The organism is Streptomyces speibonae (genome assembly GCF_984686075.1).
In genome coordinates this window covers 6,926,452-6,941,973 of sequence record NZ_OZ480260.1, presented here as the reverse complement: position 1 = coordinate 6,941,973, position 15,522 = coordinate 6,926,452, and the positions used below count along the sequence as shown (strand labels likewise).

16 protein-coding genes and 2 tRNA genes are annotated in these 15,522 nt (G+C 71.2%); 6 read left to right on the top strand and 12 right to left on the bottom strand.

The features are described 5' to 3' along the window. Positions 1–214: 214 nt before the first annotated feature. Together AC5L3C_RS31320 and AC5L3C_RS31315 are read left to right on the top strand one after the other, a co-directional pair. Positions 215–2,413, top strand: coding sequence for an elongation factor G-like protein EF-G2 (locus AC5L3C_RS31320; protein ID WP_493652398.1), 2,199 nt, complete (start codon positions 215–217; stop codon positions 2,411–2,413). A gap of 216 nt (positions 2,414–2,629) precedes the next feature. Beyond that, positions 2,630–4,291 (top strand): AbeC-like domain-containing protein, encoded by a 1,662-nt coding sequence (locus AC5L3C_RS31315; RefSeq protein WP_125508126.1) that lies wholly within the window; start codon positions 2,630–2,632, stop codon positions 4,289–4,291. A gap of 134 nt (positions 4,292–4,425) precedes the next feature. Here AC5L3C_RS31315 and AC5L3C_RS31310 read toward each other — a convergent pair whose 3' ends face one another. From AC5L3C_RS31310 to AC5L3C_RS31295, 4 genes are all read right to left on the bottom strand, one after another. Then, on the bottom strand, positions 4,426–4,974 hold the full coding sequence (locus AC5L3C_RS31310) for an HIT family protein (protein ID WP_493652396.1): 549 nt from the start codon (positions 4,972–4,974) through the stop codon (positions 4,426–4,428). A gap of 90 nt (positions 4,975–5,064) precedes the next feature. Further along, positions 5,065–7,041, bottom strand: a complete 1,977-nt coding sequence (gene thrS / locus AC5L3C_RS31305; protein ID WP_493652395.1) for a threonine--tRNA ligase — start codon at positions 7,039–7,041, stop codon at positions 5,065–5,067. A gap of 93 nt (positions 7,042–7,134) precedes the next feature. Further along, a complete protein-coding gene (locus tag AC5L3C_RS31300; RefSeq protein ID WP_493652394.1) occupies positions 7,135–8,370 on the bottom strand; it encodes a hypothetical protein in 1,236 nt (411 codons plus the stop codon). Next, positions 8,367–8,933: a DUF4365 domain-containing protein gene (locus tag AC5L3C_RS31295; RefSeq protein WP_493652392.1), complete on the bottom strand. Its 567-nt coding sequence runs from the start codon at positions 8,931–8,933 to the stop codon at positions 8,367–8,369. Before AC5L3C_RS31295 ends, AC5L3C_RS31300 begins: the two co-directional genes overlap by 4 nt. Positions 8,934–9,100: 167 nt before the next feature. Here AC5L3C_RS31295 and AC5L3C_RS31290 point away from each other — a divergent pair, with 167 nt between their 5' ends. Continuing rightward, positions 9,101–9,826 carry a 3'-5' exonuclease gene (locus AC5L3C_RS31290; protein ID WP_125508116.1) on the top strand — a complete coding sequence of 242 codons (726 nt, stop codon included), beginning with the start codon at positions 9,101–9,103 and terminating at the stop codon, positions 9,824–9,826. A 77-nt stretch (positions 9,827–9,903) separates the two neighbouring features. On the opposite strand, the gene AC5L3C_RS31285 is transcribed toward AC5L3C_RS31290, so the two are convergent. From AC5L3C_RS31285 to AC5L3C_RS31265, 5 genes are all read right to left on the bottom strand, one after another. Then, a tRNA-Val gene (locus AC5L3C_RS31285) sits at positions 9,904–9,975 on the bottom strand. Between the two features lie 39 nt (positions 9,976–10,014). Then, positions 10,015–10,464, bottom strand: coding sequence for an SRPBCC family protein (locus AC5L3C_RS31280; protein WP_125508114.1), 450 nt, complete (start codon positions 10,462–10,464; stop codon positions 10,015–10,017). A gap of 131 nt (positions 10,465–10,595) precedes the next feature. Further along, positions 10,596–10,904, bottom strand: a complete 309-nt coding sequence (locus AC5L3C_RS31275; protein ID WP_493652391.1) for a hypothetical protein — start codon at positions 10,902–10,904, stop codon at positions 10,596–10,598. A 139-nt stretch (positions 10,905–11,043) separates the two neighbouring features. Continuing rightward, a tRNA-Val gene (locus AC5L3C_RS31270) sits at positions 11,044–11,115 on the bottom strand. A 79-nt stretch (positions 11,116–11,194) separates the two neighbouring features. Beyond that, the gene (locus AC5L3C_RS31265) at positions 11,195–11,653 is read right to left on the bottom strand and encodes a TIGR02611 family protein (protein ID WP_125508110.1); all 459 of its coding nucleotides are present in this window, start codon (positions 11,651–11,653) and stop codon (positions 11,195–11,197) included. A 191-nt stretch (positions 11,654–11,844) separates the two neighbouring features. Between AC5L3C_RS31265 and AC5L3C_RS31260 the strand changes: the two genes are divergently transcribed. Next, entirely contained in the window at positions 11,845–12,258 is a 414-nt protein-coding gene (locus AC5L3C_RS31260; protein WP_004002642.1) for an SsgA family sporulation/cell division regulator, read from the top strand. 336 nt (positions 12,259–12,594) lie between these two features. After that, entirely contained in the window at positions 12,595–13,155 is a 561-nt protein-coding gene (locus AC5L3C_RS31255) for a CGNR zinc finger domain-containing protein (RefSeq protein WP_493652389.1), read from the top strand. 63 nt (positions 13,156–13,218) lie between these two features. On the opposite strand, the gene AC5L3C_RS31250 is transcribed toward AC5L3C_RS31255, so the two are convergent. Together AC5L3C_RS31250 and AC5L3C_RS31245 are read right to left on the bottom strand one after the other, a co-directional pair. Beyond that, entirely contained in the window at positions 13,219–13,392 is a 174-nt protein-coding gene (locus tag AC5L3C_RS31250) for a hypothetical protein (RefSeq protein ID WP_164555524.1), read from the bottom strand. Positions 13,393–13,530: 138 nt separating this feature from the next. Then, on the bottom strand, positions 13,531–13,968 hold the full coding sequence (locus AC5L3C_RS31245; protein WP_125508104.1) for a hypothetical protein: 438 nt from the start codon (positions 13,966–13,968) through the stop codon (positions 13,531–13,533). A gap of 147 nt (positions 13,969–14,115) precedes the next feature. Here AC5L3C_RS31245 and AC5L3C_RS31240 point away from each other — a divergent pair, with 147 nt between their 5' ends. Further along, positions 14,116–14,631, top strand: a complete 516-nt coding sequence (locus tag AC5L3C_RS31240; RefSeq protein WP_493652387.1) for a DsbA family protein — start codon at positions 14,116–14,118, stop codon at positions 14,629–14,631. 25 nt (positions 14,632–14,656) lie between these two features. Here the strand turns inward: AC5L3C_RS31240 and AC5L3C_RS31235 are convergent, their stop codons facing one another. Beyond that, a complete protein-coding gene (locus AC5L3C_RS31235) occupies positions 14,657–15,481 on the bottom strand; it encodes a GNAT family N-acetyltransferase (RefSeq protein WP_493652385.1) in 825 nt (274 codons plus the stop codon). Positions 15,482–15,522 lie beyond the last annotated feature (41 nt).

The following is a 15,522-nucleotide window of genomic DNA, read 5'->3' as shown; positions in this document are numbered from 1 at the left end:
GGGCCGGGCACCCGAGCAGACCTCCCGGGCCGCCCGCGGGCCGCCGGCCGCACCGCTGTGAACAGGGCCGGGACCGGGATCACGTCCTTCGTATGGACGCACCGTGACGGGAGTGGAAAGCTCGAAAGACCGCGGGCGCCGCCGGAGCCGCACCGCACGCGGGTTCGACGGGTCCGCGCCCACAGTGACCTCACCGTGCACGGGAGGCAGGATCATGGGCGACAAGGCGCACACACACCCCGGGGCCGCCGGCAGGGCACAGGCGGCCGACCACCCCGCGTCCGTACGGAATGTGGTGCTGGTCGGCCACTCCGGATCGGGCAAGACGACCTTGGTGGAGGCTCTCGCGCTCACCGCGGGGGCCGTGAACCGGGCGGGCCGCGTGGAGGACGGCGGCACCGTCTCCGACTACGACGACATCGAGCACCGGCAGCAGCGATCGGTGCAGCTCTCCCTGGTGCCCCTCGAATGGGAGGGCATCAAGATCAACGTACTGGACACCCCCGGATACGCCGACTTCGTCGGGGAACTCAGGGCCGGTCTGCGAGCGGCGGACGCGGCCCTTTTCGTCGTCTCGGCCTCGGACGGCGTGGACGGCTCGACCCGCATGGTGTGGGACGAGTGCGCGGCCGTCGGCATGCCGCGCGCCATCGTCATCACCCACCTGGAAGCGGCCCGCGCGGACTTCGAGGAGATGACGCGCGTCTGTGCGGAGGCCTTCGGCGGGGACGACCCCGACGCCGTACTGCCCCTGTACCTGCCGCTGCGCGGCCCCGAGGGGCCCGACGGGCACGCGCCGGTGCACGGCCTGATCGGACTGCTGTCCCAGAAGCTGTTCGACTACTCCGGCGGCGAGCGCAAGGAGTCCGAGCCCGGCGAGGAACTGCTGCCCCTCATCGAGGACGCCCGCGGCCGGCTCATCGAGGGAATCATCGCCGAGAGCGAGGACGAGACCCTCATGGACCGCTATCTCGGCGGCGAGCAGGTCGACGTCGGCACGCTGATCGAGGATCTGGAGCGGGCCGTCGCACGCGGCGTGTTCTTCCCCGTCCTGGCCGCCGCCCCCGCCGCCGAGGGCGCCCGACAGGGGCTCGGCACGGTCGAGCTGCTGGAACTCATCACCCGCGGCTTCCCCACCCCGCTCGAACACGCCACCGTGCGGGTGACCACTGTGGACGGCAAGCCGCGCGAGCTCAAGCCGTGCGACCCGGACGCGCCGCTGGTCGCCGAGGTCGTCAAGACCTCCTCCGACCCGTACGTGGGCAGGATCTCCCTGATCCGCGTCTTCTCCGGCACCCTGCGCGCCGACCAGACCGTCCACGTCTCCGGCCACGGGCTGGCCGACCGGGGCCACGAGGACCACGACGTCGACGAACGCATCGGCGCCCTGTCCACGCCCTTCGGCAAACAGCAGCGGCCGGTGTCGCACGTCATCGCGGGCGACCTCGCCTGTGTGGCGAAACTCAGCCGCGCGGAGACCGGGGACACCCTGTCCGCCAAGGACGACCCGCTGCTCATGGAACCCTGGGAGATGCCCGATCCGCTGCTGCCGCTCGCCATCCAGGCGCACAGCAAACCGGACGAGGACAAGCTCTCCCAGGGCCTGGCCCGGCTGGTGGCCGAGGACCCGACGATGCGGCTGGAACAGAACCAGGACACCCACCAGGTGGTCCTGTGGTGCCTGGGCGAGGCCCACGCCGACGTCGCCCTGGAACGGCTCCGCAGTCGCTACGGCGTCCAGGTGGACGTCGTTCCGCACCGCGTGTCGCTCCGGGAGACCTTCGGCGGCAAGTCGGCCGGTCGCGGCCGGCACGTCAAGCAGTCCGGCGGACACGGACAGTTCGCCATCTGCGAGATCGAGGTGGAACCGCTGCCGAACGGCTCGGGCATCGAATTCGTGGACAAGGTGGTCGGCGGCGCCGTGCCGCGGCAGTTCATCCCCTCGGTCGAGAAGGGCGTACGCGCCCAGGCCGTCAAGGGCGTCGCCGCGGGGCACCCCCTCATCGACGTGCGGGTGACCCTGCTGGACGGCAAGGCGCACTCGGTGGACTCCTCCGACGCCGCCTTCCAGACGGCCGGCGCGCTGGCGCTGCGCGAAGCCGCCGCGGACGCCAGGATCCACCTGCTGGAGCCGGTCGCCGAGGTGAGCGTCCTGGTCGGCGACGACTACGTCGGCCCCGTGATGAGCGATCTGTCCGGCCGGCGCGGCCGCGTCCTCGGCACCGAGCAGGCACCCGGCGGACGCACCGTCATCAAGGCCGAGGTCCCGGAGATCGAGATCGGCCGGTACGCCGTCGACCTGCGCTCCCTGTCGCACGGCACCGCCCGCTTCAGCCGCCGCTACGCACGGCACGAACCCATGCCGCCGCAGATCGCGGAACGGGTCAAGGAGGAGGCACGCGCGGCATCCTGACGCGCCGGGCGCGCGCCGGGTCCGCCCGGCGGGCGCCCGCCCGTGCGCCCTGGTGCGCGCCCGCATGGGCACGCTTCACTCGTACCGGGGGCGGGCTCGGGCGGTCCGCCGCCGGACGGCGCCGACTGCGGATACGCTGAGAACCTGATCAACAGGTGTGCGCGGCAGGGAAGTCGGGAAGGCCGCATGACGACAGTCGCGGCGATGGGGGCGGGAATGACCGTGGAGACGGAGAGCGGTTACGCGGATTTCTTCGGCCCGCAGGTGCCCCGCACCGGCGACGAGGGCCAGACCCCGACCTTCGCGCTGGCCTCGGCGGCCTACCGCGACAACGAGGCCGACGAGATCCTCAAGGCCAACAACGAGTGGCACAAGTCGGCGGTCGCCAAGCCGCGGATCAAGCTGTTCCGGCCCAACCTGGGCGAGGCCTACTCCAGGGCGATCATCGACCGCATGCTGGGAGCCGGCCGCGCCCCGCTCATCCAGTCGTTCGGCACCCAGCCGCAGGTGGTGGTCGAGCACTCCCTGGCGGCCCACCGCATCCGCCGCGAACGGGACAACTGGCTCAGCGCCGTCATGGTCCTGTGCGGCGTGCTCTTCCTGCCCGGCCTGCTGGTGTGGCTGCTGGTCTTCCAGATCCGCACGACGATGGCCAAGCGCGAGGACAAACGGGCCGGCGCACTGGCCACCACCCTGCTCGTCGCGGTGGGCGGCCTCGCGGTGCTCTTCCTGCTCCGCATGCCGTTCGAAGGGTTCTGGGGCTGGTACGCGCGTGCCTGCGTCGCCGCGCCGGTGATCGGCTGGTACTGGGCCAAACGCATCTGCGAACGCACGGCGAAGGACCTGCGCGAACGGTGGAGCAGTCTGCTCTCCGGCAGCAGCGTCGGCGCCAAGGTGCCCGAGGCGGTCCCCGCCAGCCCCGGCGAGACGGCCGCCGAGCAGTTGCGCCAGTCCCTGGCCCGGCTCAGCGCCGAACAGCAGTCCAACTCCGTCTTCTACGCCGGTCCCAAGGGCATACTCGGCATGGGCACCCGCTGGGGCAGCTGGCAGCTGGCCGAGGAGCTGGTGCCGGCCGACCCGGACCGGGAGATCAACCCGTTCCGCAGCTGGGACGTCATCAAGGCCATCCACGACCGGCTGCGGATGCTGGAGCGCGGCCCGCTGCACACCGGAGGCTTCCCCAAGCCGTCGGTACGGCACTGGATCGTCACGCCGATCGGGGAGAACGCCACGGCGGTGTCCCGGCCCGAGGGCACGGACGTCGAGGCCTACCAGATCAAGTCCCACGCCATACAGGACATCTGCAACAAGCAGCAGTTCGGCGCCGGTGACCGGCACTACCTGGGCGTGCAGTGGACGCTGTGGGACGGCCAGCTGGTGATCACCATGCTGATCACGGTGACCGTGCTCCACGAGACCCTGCGCATCGAGGTCACCGGGCACGCGCTGGGGCCGGTGCACTCGCTGTTCACCTCGGGGCCCGCGGCCAAGGAGAAGGAGGTCCAGAAGTCGATCAAGTTCTGGGAGACCCGGAAGGTGAAGCTCCCGCTGGTCGACTCGGACGAGGTGGTACGTCTGGCCGCCCGCGCCCCGCTGACCTGGTACCCGCCGCTGCTGTACTGGCTGGGCGGCAAGCTGACCCTGCCGGAGCCGTTCGGTCTGCGCCACGCGTGGGCGGACAAGCCGTGGCGGCACCGGTTCATGGCGGACGACGCGCTGCGGGCGGCGACGCCGGTGCTGCGGGCGGTGCACTCGGCGGCGCTCAAGGTGCTCGAGGAGAACGGGGTGGACACGGAGAAGTTCGGGTCGCGGTCGTCGTCCCTCAGCACGGCGGTGCAGGATGCCGCGCCGCAGAAGGCGGACGTGTACGACGCGTGAGCCTCCGGCGGTGGGGCGGGGTGGACAGCGTGCGTCACAGTCCGTGGGGGCTGCGCCCCCCAGACCCCCATCGGCCCTGAACGGGCCTCGTCCTCACACGCCGGACGGGCTGGTCGATGCCGGCCTCGCCGGCATCAACCCCTCGGCCAGGCCTCCGCGAGCATCTTTCTCGTGTCGGCCAGCAGCTGCGGCAAGACCTTCGTATGGCCGACGACCGGCATGAAATTGGTGTCGCCGCCCCAGCGCGGGACGATGTGCTGGTGCAGGTGGGCGGCGATGCCCGCGCCCGCGACCGTGCCCTGGTTCATGCCGATGTTGAATCCGTGGGCGCCCGAGGCGGTGCGCAGGGCCGTCATCGCCTGCTGGGTCAACTCGGCCAGCTCGGCCGTCTCCTCCACGGTGAGGTCCGTGTAGTCGGCGACATGCCGGTACGGAACGACCATGGTGTGCCCCCCGGTGTAGGGGTAGAGATTGAGTACCGCATAGACCAGCTCACCGCGCCGCAGGATCAGCCCGTCCTCGTCGGACTTGGCCGGGATGGAGCAGAAGGGGCAGCCGTCGTCGGCGCCCGGGCCGCTCGGCTTGCTCTCGCCCTGGATGTACGCCATCCGGTGGGGCGTCCACAAACGCTGGAACGCGTCCTGCGTGCCCACTCCCCACTGCTGCTCCGGCTCACTCGTCATGCGTGCAGCATATGGCGTCGTGAGGGGGCCACGGAAAAGGCCCCCGGGATCGCTCCCGGGGGCCGGGCCCCGCGCGTGCGGGGCCGCGGGTCACACCTGGACCCGGCGCTCCACCACATCGACGAGCTTCGCCAGCGCCTGGTCACGCGGAATGCCGTTCTCCTGCGAACCGTCGCGGTAGCGGAACGACACCGTGCCCGCGTGCATGTCCTCGTCACCGACGATGATCATGAACGGGACCTTCTGCTTCTGGTGCGTGCGGATCTTCTTCTGCATCCGGTCCGAGGAGGAGTCCACCTCGACGCGCAGCCCCTTGCGCCGCGCCTCGCCCGCGAACTCCTCCAGGTACCGCACATGGGTGTCACCGACCGGGATGCCCACCGCCTGGACCGGGGCGAGCCACGCCGGGAACGCGCCCGCGTAGTGCTCGAGCAGCACCGCGAAGAACCGCTCGATGGAGCCGAACAGCGCGCGGTGGATCATGACCGGGCGGGTCTTGGAGCCGTCCGCGGCCGTGTACTCGAGGTCGAAGCGCTCCGGCAGGTTGAAGTCGAGCTGGATGGTCGACATCTGCCAGGTGCGGCCGATGGCGTCCTTGGCCTGGACGGAGATCTTCGGGCCGTAGAAGGCGGCACCGCCCGGGTCGGCCACGAGCTCCAGGTTCTGCTTCTCGGCGACCTGGCGCAGCGTCTCGGTGGCCTCCTCCCACGCCTCGTCGGTGCCGACGAACTTCTCCGGGTCCTTGGTGGACAGCTCCAGGTAGAAGTCGGTCAGGCCGTAGTCACGCAGCAGGTTGAGGACGAAGGTGAGGGTCTTGTCGAGTTCCTCGGACATCTGCTCGCGGGTGCAGTAGATGTGCGCGTCGTCCTGGGTGAAGCCGCGGGCCCGGGTCAGGCCGTGCACGACGCCCGACTTCTCGTACCGGTACACGGTGCCGAACTCGAAGAGACGCAGCGGCAGTTCGCGGTAGGAGCGGCCGCGCGCGTCGAAGATCAGGTTGTGCATCGGGCAGTTCATGGGCTTGAGGTAGTAGTCCACGCCCTCGTCGAGCTGCATGGGCGGGTACATGCCGTCGGCGTACCAGTCCAGGTGGCCCGAGGTCTCGAAGAGTTTCCCCTTCGTCGCGTGCGGGGTGTAGACGAACTCGTAGCCCTCCTCCTCGTGCCGACGCCTCGAGTAGTCCTCCATGACCCGGCGGATGATGCCGCCCTTGGGGTGGAAGACGGCGAGGCCGGAGCCGATCTGCTCCGGGATGGAGAACAGGTCGAGCTCGGAGCCGAGCTTGCGGTGGTCGCGCTTCTCGGCCTCGGCGAGGAACTCCAGGTGGGCCTTCAGCTCGTCCTTGGTCGGCCAGGCGGTGCCGTAGATGCGCTGGAGCATCGGGTTCTTCTCGCTGCCGCGCCAGTAGGCGGCCGCGTTGCGCATCAGCTTGAACGCCGGGATGTTGCGGGTGGTGGGCAGGTGGGGACCGCGGCACAGGTCCTTCCAGCACAGCCCGCCGGTCTTGGCGTCCAGGTTGTCGTAGATCGTCAGCTCGCCCGCGCCGACCTCGACGTCCGCGCCGTCGTCGTGCGAGGCGGCGCCCTTGAGGCCGATCAGCTCCAGCTTGTACGGCTCGTCGGCGAGCTCCTCGCGGGCCTCGTCTTCGGTGACGACACGGCGGGAGAAGCGCTGGCCGCGCTTCTGGATCTCCTGCATCTTCTTCTCGATGGCCTTGAGGTCATCGGGGTGGAAGGGCTTGTCCACGTCGAAGTCGTAGTAGAAGCCGTCCTTGACCGGCGGGCCGATGCCCAGCTTGGCCTCGGGGAACAGCTCCTGCACGGCCTGGGCCATGACGTGGGCGGTGGAGTGGCGCAGGATGTTCAGGCCGTCCTCGGAGGAGATCTCCACACCCTCGACGGTCTCGCCGTCCTTGACCTCGTAGGAGAGGTCCCTGAGCTCGCCGGCCACGCGCGCGGCGATGACCGAGCGCTCGCCGGCGAAGAGCTCGGCGGCCGTAGTGCCCGTCGTCACCACGCGTTCTTCCCGCTCGGAATCGCGTTGGATGATCACACGGACGTCTGACACCGGTCTCTCCTGACTGAAGGCTGGGGCTGCGGCGCCATACCGGAGCGCACGCATGGGTGCGATCGTACCGACCCGGGGCCGCGCTCCGCGAAATCAGTCCCCGTCGTCGGGGCCGCAGGCCTCGCCGAAGAAGGCCGCGGTCTCGGCGTTCGCCTGGAGAGCCTTGAGCAGCCGGTCCCGCTCGGCGTCGTCGACCGGGACCGGCACCAGTTCTCCCGCGCCGGTGAGCCGGCGGAAACCGCCGCGGCTCTCCAGGCGGCCGCGCACGCGTACCGGGAGTCCGACGAGGTGGGCGTGTCCGGCGATGCGGTAGTCCTCCTCGCCGAGGGTGATCCGGACGTGGCCGATCTCGGCGCCTGCCAGCACCCGCAGCCGGATCATGCCCTCGCCGCGGGGGCCGGAGCGGTGCATGCGCACGACGGTGCCGGTGAGACGCACGGTGACGGACGGTTCGGCGCGCCGGTAGCGGCGGCCGGCCTCGCGCAGGGCGGGCAGGTCGCCGGGGGAGAACTCGACGGGCTCCGCGGCGGCCGCGCAGCCTTCGGGCACCCCGGCGGAGGGGGCCCAGGCGACGCCGATCCGGGCGCCTTCGGTGCCCTGGACCAGGGCGACGAGGGCCTCGGTCAGCTCGTGGCTGACGCCCGCGGCGACGGCCGTGTCGAAGGCGTCCGGCCCGCCGGTGGCCCGGCGGTAGTCGACGGCCTCGCGGGCGGCGTGCAGGGCGTGGTGGAGGCAGACGGTGAGAGACCGGCCGGTCGTGACGGGGGCGAACGCGGTGAGCCGGCGTCCGCCCGGTGCGGGTCCGACGAGGACGTCGTCCAGTGCGGCGGCGGCCGGGCGGCGGTGCCGGGCGCCGTGGAAGCCGGCCCGGGCGCGGGTGGCGAGGGCGGCGGCGAGCAGGGTCCGGCGGGCGGCGGAGCGCAGCTGTTCCTCGGCGGTCCAGGCGGCGGCGCCGCCTGGACCGGCCGGTATGTCCCGCCACCAGTGGATCTCGTCGCTGGGTACGGCGAGGGAGAGCAGGATCTCGCGGGCGGAGGGGGTGCCGCTGCGGGACAGGGCGAGCAGGGCCTCCGTGAGCAGGTCCTCGCTGTCGGGGAAGGCGCGGCTGGCGGGTACCAGCAGGCTGGTGCCGGTGCCGGGTCCGGGCGGGGTCCAGCGGCCGTAGCGTCCGGTGGCGCCGCCGCGCCGCTGCCAGCCGTGGCGGTGCAGGAGGGCGGTGAGGACGGCGGGGTCGATGTCGGCGGGCTCGGGCGGGGTTCCGTCGAAGGGGGCGTCGGCGGGATGGGGGCGTACGGGCCGCAAGGGCTCCCCGGTCGGGCGGTGTGTCACGGTTTTCCTCCCGTCCCGACCCGCGTCATGATCTCGCACAGCGCCCGGTCGTCGAAGATGCGTGAGGTGGGGATCCGTACGGTGGTGCGGTGCCGGCCGGTCACGGGGTGTCCGGCGAGGTTGGTCCAGTAGCAGCAGTGCCGCAGATCGAGCCGGTCGTGGCCGGCGCGCAGCCAGTCGTCCTGCGAGCGCGGCACGATCATCACGACGAGGATCTTGTGCACGGACACCGGTGTGCGGGCGAGCTTGACCAGGTGGGCGTTGTCGAGGGTGAAGGAGAAGAAGCGGCCCGGGGGGTCGGGGGCGATCTGGTAGGTGGCCTTCAGCTGCACCTTGATGGTGACCTCGTCGTCGACGGTGTGTCCGGCGGCGCTGTGGCTGACGTGCCAGTCGATGCCGTTGTCGGGGAAGGGCTGTGAGAGGGAGCAGCCCGCGGCCGCCGCGACGGCGTGCAGATAGCCGACCTGGAGCGTCTCCATGCAGGCGGTGGTGGCGAGGGTGCCGCGGGAGGGAGGCGTGCGCTCGGGCAGCAGCCCGCCCCGTTCGGGCTGCGCGATGGCCATGACCAACAGCCTTCCAGAACAGTCGTGTCCCCGTGCGGGTCGCTGAACTGCGGTGACCCGTACTCCTGTTGTCTCCTTCCGGCGTACGGTGCAAACAGCCCGGGTATCACCGGATCGGGCAGTCGACGGCGCGTCAACTGCCGATGGTGAACAAGGGGTTGTTGGGTATGGCGTGCTGGTACGAGGGGCCGTTGGCCGCTTTCGACACGGAGACGACGGGTGTGGACGTCGAGACCGACCGGATCGTGTCGGCCGCTCTCGTCGTGCAGGACGCACCGGGCACCCGGCCGCGGGTGCTCCGCTGGCTGGTGAATCCGGGGGTGCCGGTGCCGGCCGCGGCGACGGCGGTGCACGGGCTGACGGACGAGCATCTGCAGCGCAACGGCCGCTGGCCGGCGCCGGTGATGCACGAGGTGGCGGAGGCGCTGGCCGAGCAGGCGCGGGTGGGCCGGCCGCTGGTGGTGATGAACGCGCCGTTCGATCTGACGCTGCTGGACCGGGAGTTGCGCCGGCACCGGGCGTCGTCGCTGGGTCGCTGGTTCGAGCGGACGCCGCTGCTGGTGCTGGACCCGTGGGTGCTGGACAAGCACCTCGACCGCTACCGCAAGGGCCGTCGCACGCTGAGCGACCTGTGCGCGCAGTACGGCGTCGAGCTGGGCGCGGCGCACGACGCGGCGGCGGACGCGGTGGCCGCGCTGGAGGTGGCGCGGGCGGTCGGGCGGCGTTTCGCGTCCCGGCTGGAGCGGCTGTCGCCGGGTGAGCTGCACACCCTTCAGGCGGTGTGGCATGCGGCGCAGGCCCGGGGTCTGCAGGCGTGGTTCGCGCGCAGCGGCACGGAAGAGGTGGTCGACCCGGCCTGGCCCCTGCGCCCGGATCTGCCCGCGGCGGCGTGACGCGACGAGCGAGGCGGGACACAACGACAAAAGCGACATGGTCCGCGATGTCTGCGGACCACGTCGCTCTCCGAGCGTGGGCGATACTGGGTTCGAACCAGTGACCTCTTCGGTGTGAACGAAGCGCTCTCCCACTGAGCTAATCGCCCGGGAACGCACTGAACAATACAGGTCCGGGGAGGCTTCCTTCAAACCGCTTCGAGGTGGGCGGCCAGTCCGCGCCGGCCGGCCCGCATCATCCGTGCGTGGTTGAGGCGGAACACGGGCCGGCACGGCACGGCGAGCAGGCGCAGCAGCGGTTTGCGGACGTCGACCTCCTGTTCGTAGTGGGCGAGGCAGCCGTGGGCGCCCAGGGGGGTGACCGTCCAGCGGGCCCAGCCGTCGAGGTCGCCGGAGAGGCCGGCCTCCAGGACTCCGGTCTCCCGGTCGCGCCGTCCCTCCCGCAGGGTCGAGGTCAGGTCGTAGGGCAGGAGGGAGCGGATGGTGACGATACCGCTGGTGTCGTCGAGGCGGGTGACCTCGCGCACCTGGGGCCACCACAGGGGGTAGTCCTCGATCCGTTCCAGCGCGCCGTACACCGATTCCGCGGGCGCGGACAGCGTCCACAGGCTGCGGAAACGGTAATGGTTCCAGTCCATGGACGCAGTGTTCCCGCCCGCGCCCGATCCGTGCGTCGTGCGCGTCCCTTGTCCCGGGGCGTCGAGGTGGATCAACGGCTCCGCCCCAGCGCCTCGGAGCACTCCTCCCGGGTCCGGCCCGAACTCCGCCTTCACTTGGGCCTTTTCGAGACCTTGAGGTCGATGACGAGTGCCATGGTGGTGGCGCCGGCGGGGAACGGCGGTCCGTGTTCCGCCGACTGACCGTTCGCCAGGCCCGGATTCCCGGCATCCGCCCGGGTCTTGAGATCCGGCAGAACTCCACGCTGTCGTACTCGCGGGAAACCCACCGCATTCCGGAAAACGTGTGGCGGATTCCCGCCGGAGACCAGGGGCCGGCACTTCTCACGGAAGGCCTCGTATCCGGTGAATTCCGGCTGAACCTTGATCTTCGGGAACTTCTTCTCGAAGAGCGCGATCATCTTCCGGATGGCGACGGTGCGCGGTTCGCCGCCACACCATGTAACGGATCGTGACGGCCCGTCCCCGGATGTGCCGCCGCGGCGCACAGCACGAAGCGGCCCGGCTCACGAGTCGTGAGCCGGGCCGCCTGAGATCCGGTGGGCGATACTGGGTTCGAACCAGTGACCTCTTCGGTGTGAACGAAGCGCTCTCCCACTGAGCTAATCGCCCGGACGCAGGAAGAACATTACCCCATGTCAGGGAGTGCCCGTGACCAACGGGGAACGGCGCACCCGCTCCCCGACGCGCCTCACTGGTTCTCGATCTTCCAGGGCATCACGAGGCCGAACTTCCACAGGTAGGCCCCCGCCAGACCGGCCGCGATCACCACACCGACCGTGGTCAGGATGATGTTCCGGCGCCGCACCCTGGGGTCCAGGGCGCGCTGCGCCGCCTCGGTGACCTTGCGCTTGGTCCAGCGCAGCACCAGCTGGGCCCAGACGAACTCGGTCGCCCAGATCGCCATGCCCCCGAAGATCACTACCCAGCCCGGACCGGGCAGCACCAGCATCGCAGCACCGGCCGCCACCACCGCGAGACCGACGATGAAGACCCCGACCTGCCAGCTCAGGTGCAGGAGACGACGCGACTTGACGAACCCGGGCGCCCGCGATCCGAGCGCCCGCTGCTCGCCGTCTTCGCTGTCGTCCACCGTCACCCCGTGGGCCGCTACCGCGGCCTCGCCAGACATGTCACTCCCCGTGTTCATGCAGCCAAACACTACCGGAGCGAAAGACATCACCGGAATGGCCGCAGGACGCGAACGATCTCTCGGCCGGAAGAGTTACGTAAACGCACGCAAAACACTCAGAGGGGTTTACAACGGCACCGTAGGTGGCATGTCGATTTCGCCGACGTGCGAATCCCCGAGCGCACACTGAGCGAAAGGCCCTGGCGCTTATGAACACCACGGTCAGCTGCGAGCTGCACCTGCGCCTCGTTGTGTCGAGCGAGTCCTCCCTGCCTGTCCCCGCAGGCCTGCGGTACGACACGGCCGACCCCTACGCCGTGCACGCCACCTTCCACACCGGAGCCGAGGAGACCGTCGAGTGGGTGTTCGCCCGCGACCTCCTCGCCGAGGGACTTCACCGCCCCACCGGCACCGGCGACGTCCGCGTCTGGCCGTCGCGCAGTCACGGCCAGGGCGTCGTGTGCATCGCCCTGAGCTCGCCGGAGGGGGAAGCCCTGCTCGAGGCCCCCGCACGGGCCCTGGAGTCCTTCCTGAAGCGCACAGACGCCGCCGTGCCGCCCGGCACGGAGCACCGGCACTTCGATCTCGACCAGGAGCTCTCGCACATCCTGGCGGAAAGCTAGGCGAGGGCTCACCGAAACCGCCCGGCGCCGTCGACTCGGGGAGACGGCTCGGGCCCGGACAGCCGCATACGGGCAGCCGCTCATGGGCAGCCGCGTACGGCTCACGCACAACGGCGCCGGCGCCGCGGGGTTCCGCGGCCGGCGCCGTTGTGCTGTGCGCTGCCCGGCGCGACCAGGGGCGAAGGGGGCTCCGGCCCCGGACGGGAACGACTGAGGGCTCTCCGGCGTTGAATTCGAAGCCATGTGCGGACCAGGGAGGTGCGGAGCGCGCCGGAGCCACTACCATCGGCCAGCATCGGCGGGCGCCCGCCCGACCCCCAGGCCAGGGAGCAAATCGTGCTGATCACCCACGACACCCGGTGCGCACTCGACACCGTGGTGGATCTGGTGAACACCGCGCCGGAGGACGACACGACGCCGGACGGACTGGCGGACGTCGTGGCCCTCGAGGCATTCGTGCGGGACCACGAGGTCAGCGAGGTCGGGGTACTCACCGAGTTCGACCTGGCCGCGGTGCGCAAGATCCGTGGCCGGTTCTCGTCGGTCTTCGCCGCGCCCGACGTCCGTACGGCGGCCGGGCTGATCAACGAACTCGTCGCCGCGGCGGGCACCACGCCCCGGCTCACCGACCACGACGGCTACGACTGGCACGTGCACTACTTCGCGCCCGGCGCCTCCGTCGCCGACCATCTGGCCGCCGACTGCGGGATGGCGCTGGCGTTCTTCGTGGTCGCCGGGGAGCAGGAGCGGCTGCGCCGCTGTGAGGCGCCGGACTGCCGGCACGCCTTCGTCGACCTCTCCCGCAACCGCTCCCGCCGCTACTGCGACAGCCGCACCTGCGGCAACCGTCTGCATGTCGCCGCCTACCGGGCGAGACGCAAGGAAGCGGCCGGCTGACCTCGGCGGAGATGCCGTGCCGACGCGGTCCCGACGGGTGACGCCGGGTACCGCGGGTACGGCTCACAGCCACAGCAGGTCGTGCAGAGCAGCCGTGAGCAGCAGACACCCGATCACCGCAAGGAAGATCATCAGCGGTGGCTGGGAAAGGGCGAAAAGGCAGCCACGCGGCTCGTCCTGCTGCCGCGCTGCATCGCTCTGTGTCGTGTCCAGCATCTCGCCGCGATGATGACGCATCGGGAGCGTCCTACGCGATCAACACTCACGGAAAGCATGCGAGTTCGCCGAATCCGCGATCTCCGGTTCGGGTTGTGATCACTTCCGGGCGGTCCCGGACCCCCTGTGACGCTTCCGCCGCCCCGCGGCCTCGCGAGGTCAGATTCCGTGCTTCTTGAGGATGGCCTCGATGTCACTGAAGTCGTCGTCGCCCCCGGACGCCGGTGCCTTCCGGGAGGCCGGACGGGTGCTGCCCAGGGCGGGCGCCGAGGCGCCGGGCGCCACCGCGTCGGAGCCCTCCGCGGCCCTGGCGGCGGCCTTGCGCTCCTTGCGGGTGCCGCCACGGCGGCGCTCCACCGTCCGTGTGGTCGCGAAGAGCACCCAGGACAGCCCCAGCACACCGAAGCCGGCCCAGGCCATGGGGCTGAAGGCGGTGTCGGCGAGCCACTCGACGACGCCGGTCATCACCAGGCCGATCGGCACGAGCGAGTAGGCGGCGATCCGGGTCGCCGCGAGGAAGCGCTTGCGGTAGGCCGTGATGACAGCGATGCCCAGGCCTGCCGCGGAAACGGCGGAGCAGACGGTCTCGGCAATCATCCGGTCCTCCAGGCGGCGTGCGCGGCGGTACTTTCCTTCCTCCCATCCTGCACCTGCCGGACCGTGTGGGGCCATGCCCCGGGCGGACATCAGGGACATCTCCGGGTCGGCTCCTGCGCAGGTGCCGGTGGCTGGGAGACTGTGACCATGAGTGACTCCTCCCCCGACCGCCCCGTTCTCGACGTCTGGTGCGAGCTGCAGTGCCCCGACTGCCGCGACGCCCTCGACGACCTCCGCGCCCTGCGGGCCCGCTACGGCGACCGGCTGGAGCTGCGTTTGCGGCACTTCCCGCTGGAGAAGCACAAGCACTCCTTCGCCGCCGCCCAGGCCGCCGAGGAGGCCGTGGAGCAGGGACAGGGCTGGGCGTACGTGGAGGCCGTGCTGGGGCGGGTCGAGGAGCTGGACCGACGGGGCGAGGCCTTCCTCGTCGAGGTCGCCCGGGAGCTCGGTCTGGACGCCGAGGAGTTCGACACCGCCCTGATCGACGGACGGCACATCCTGATCGTGGACGCGGACCAGGCCGAGGGCAAGGCGATCGGGGTGAGCGGCACTCCGACGTACGTCATCGACGGCGAGCGCCTCGACGGGGGCCGGAGCCAGGAGGGCCTGCGGGAGCGCATCGAGGAGATCGTGGACCGCCTGTCGGCTGGGCAGGGGCGCTGAGGGCCGCCGGCTGTCCCGGCGGAGATCAGACGAGCGACTTGTACATCGAGTACTGCGTGGTGGCGTAGCCGAGCGAGTCGTAGAGGCGCTCGGCGGGGGTGTTGCCGGCGAACACGTTCAGTCCGATGGTCCGGCGGCCCGCGGCGGCCGCCTGGGCCTCGGCGAGCAGCATGAGGCTGCGCCCGTGCCCCCGGCCGCGGTGGGCGGGATCGGCCTCGACGTCGAAGACGAAGGCCCGCTCCCCGGTCACGGACAGCCAGAGCGTGCCCACGGCGGTGCCCTGGTGCTCGAGGACGCTGAAGAGCATGCCGTCGGTGGTACGGCCCCCGGGGAGCAGAGTGGCGTGGTCGTCGGCGGCCTTGGCCCGCGCCTCGGCCTCCGGCACCCCGCGCCGTATCCAGTCGAGGGCGTAGTTCTCCTGGCTCCTGGCCATCCAGGGGCCGTACTCGGCCTCGGTCATGGGCCGTGCCACGCTGCCCTCCGGCAGCGCGGGCGGGGTGTCGCCGAGCGCCTTCTCCATGTTCCGGTTGCGTACGACGTAGCCGAGCGCCGTGGCGAGGGCGAGCGCGGTGCCGGGGGCCGCGGGGACCGCCGCCTCGATACGGCGGCACCCCCAGGCGCGCGCCACCTCCTCCGCGGCGAGGGCGGCGACGGTGCCCCGGCCGCGCCGCCGGTCCGGTTCGTCGATGCGCAGGTTGACGATCCGCGCGACGGCATCGCCGAACACGGGATGCGTGCCGAGGTGGACGGCTCCGACGGGGCGGCTGTTCACACACACCTGGTAGCGGCGCGAACGGGTGCCGTCGGGGTTCTGCTGGAGCGGCTCGGCCGGCCGCAGGGTCGTCGTCATCCCGGAAGTCCTACCCGCCGTCCGGCGCCCGCCACCACCCC

Bases quoted from the DNA above. Each gene is read 5' to 3' on its own strand.
- AC5L3C_RS31320 (WP_493652398.1), top strand. From the start codon at position 215: ATGGGCGACAAGGCGCACACACACCCCGGGGCCGCCGGCAGGGCACAG.
- AC5L3C_RS31315 (WP_125508126.1), top strand. From the start codon at position 2,630: ATGACCGTGGAGACGGAGAGCGGTTACGCGGATTTCTTCGGCCCGCAG.
- AC5L3C_RS31310 (WP_493652396.1), bottom strand. From the start codon at position 4,974: ATGACGAGTGAGCCGGAGCAGCAGTGGGGAGTGGGCACGCAGGACGCG.
- AC5L3C_RS31295 (WP_493652392.1), bottom strand. From the start codon at position 8,933: ATGGCCATCGCGCAGCCCGAACGGGGCGGGCTGCTGCCCGAGCGCACG.
- AC5L3C_RS31290 (WP_125508116.1), top strand. From the start codon at position 9,101: ATGGCGTGCTGGTACGAGGGGCCGTTGGCCGCTTTCGACACGGAGACG.
- AC5L3C_RS31280 (WP_125508114.1), bottom strand. From the start codon at position 10,464: ATGGACTGGAACCATTACCGTTTCCGCAGCCTGTGGACGCTGTCCGCG.
- AC5L3C_RS31275 (WP_493652391.1), bottom strand. From the start codon at position 10,904: ATGATCGCGCTCTTCGAGAAGAAGTTCCCGAAGATCAAGGTTCAGCCG.
- AC5L3C_RS31265 (WP_125508110.1), bottom strand. From the start codon at position 11,653: ATGAACACGGGGAGTGACATGTCTGGCGAGGCCGCGGTAGCGGCCCAC.
- AC5L3C_RS31260 (WP_004002642.1), top strand. From the start codon at position 11,845: ATGAACACCACGGTCAGCTGCGAGCTGCACCTGCGCCTCGTTGTGTCG.
- AC5L3C_RS31250 (WP_164555524.1), bottom strand. From the start codon at position 13,392: ATGCGTCATCATCGCGGCGAGATGCTGGACACGACACAGAGCGATGCA.
- AC5L3C_RS31245 (WP_125508104.1), bottom strand. From the start codon at position 13,968: ATGATTGCCGAGACCGTCTGCTCCGCCGTTTCCGCGGCAGGCCTGGGC.
- AC5L3C_RS31240 (WP_493652387.1), top strand. From the start codon at position 14,116: ATGAGTGACTCCTCCCCCGACCGCCCCGTTCTCGACGTCTGGTGCGAG.
- AC5L3C_RS31235 (WP_493652385.1), bottom strand. From the start codon at position 15,481: ATGACGACGACCCTGCGGCCGGCCGAGCCGCTCCAGCAGAACCCCGAC.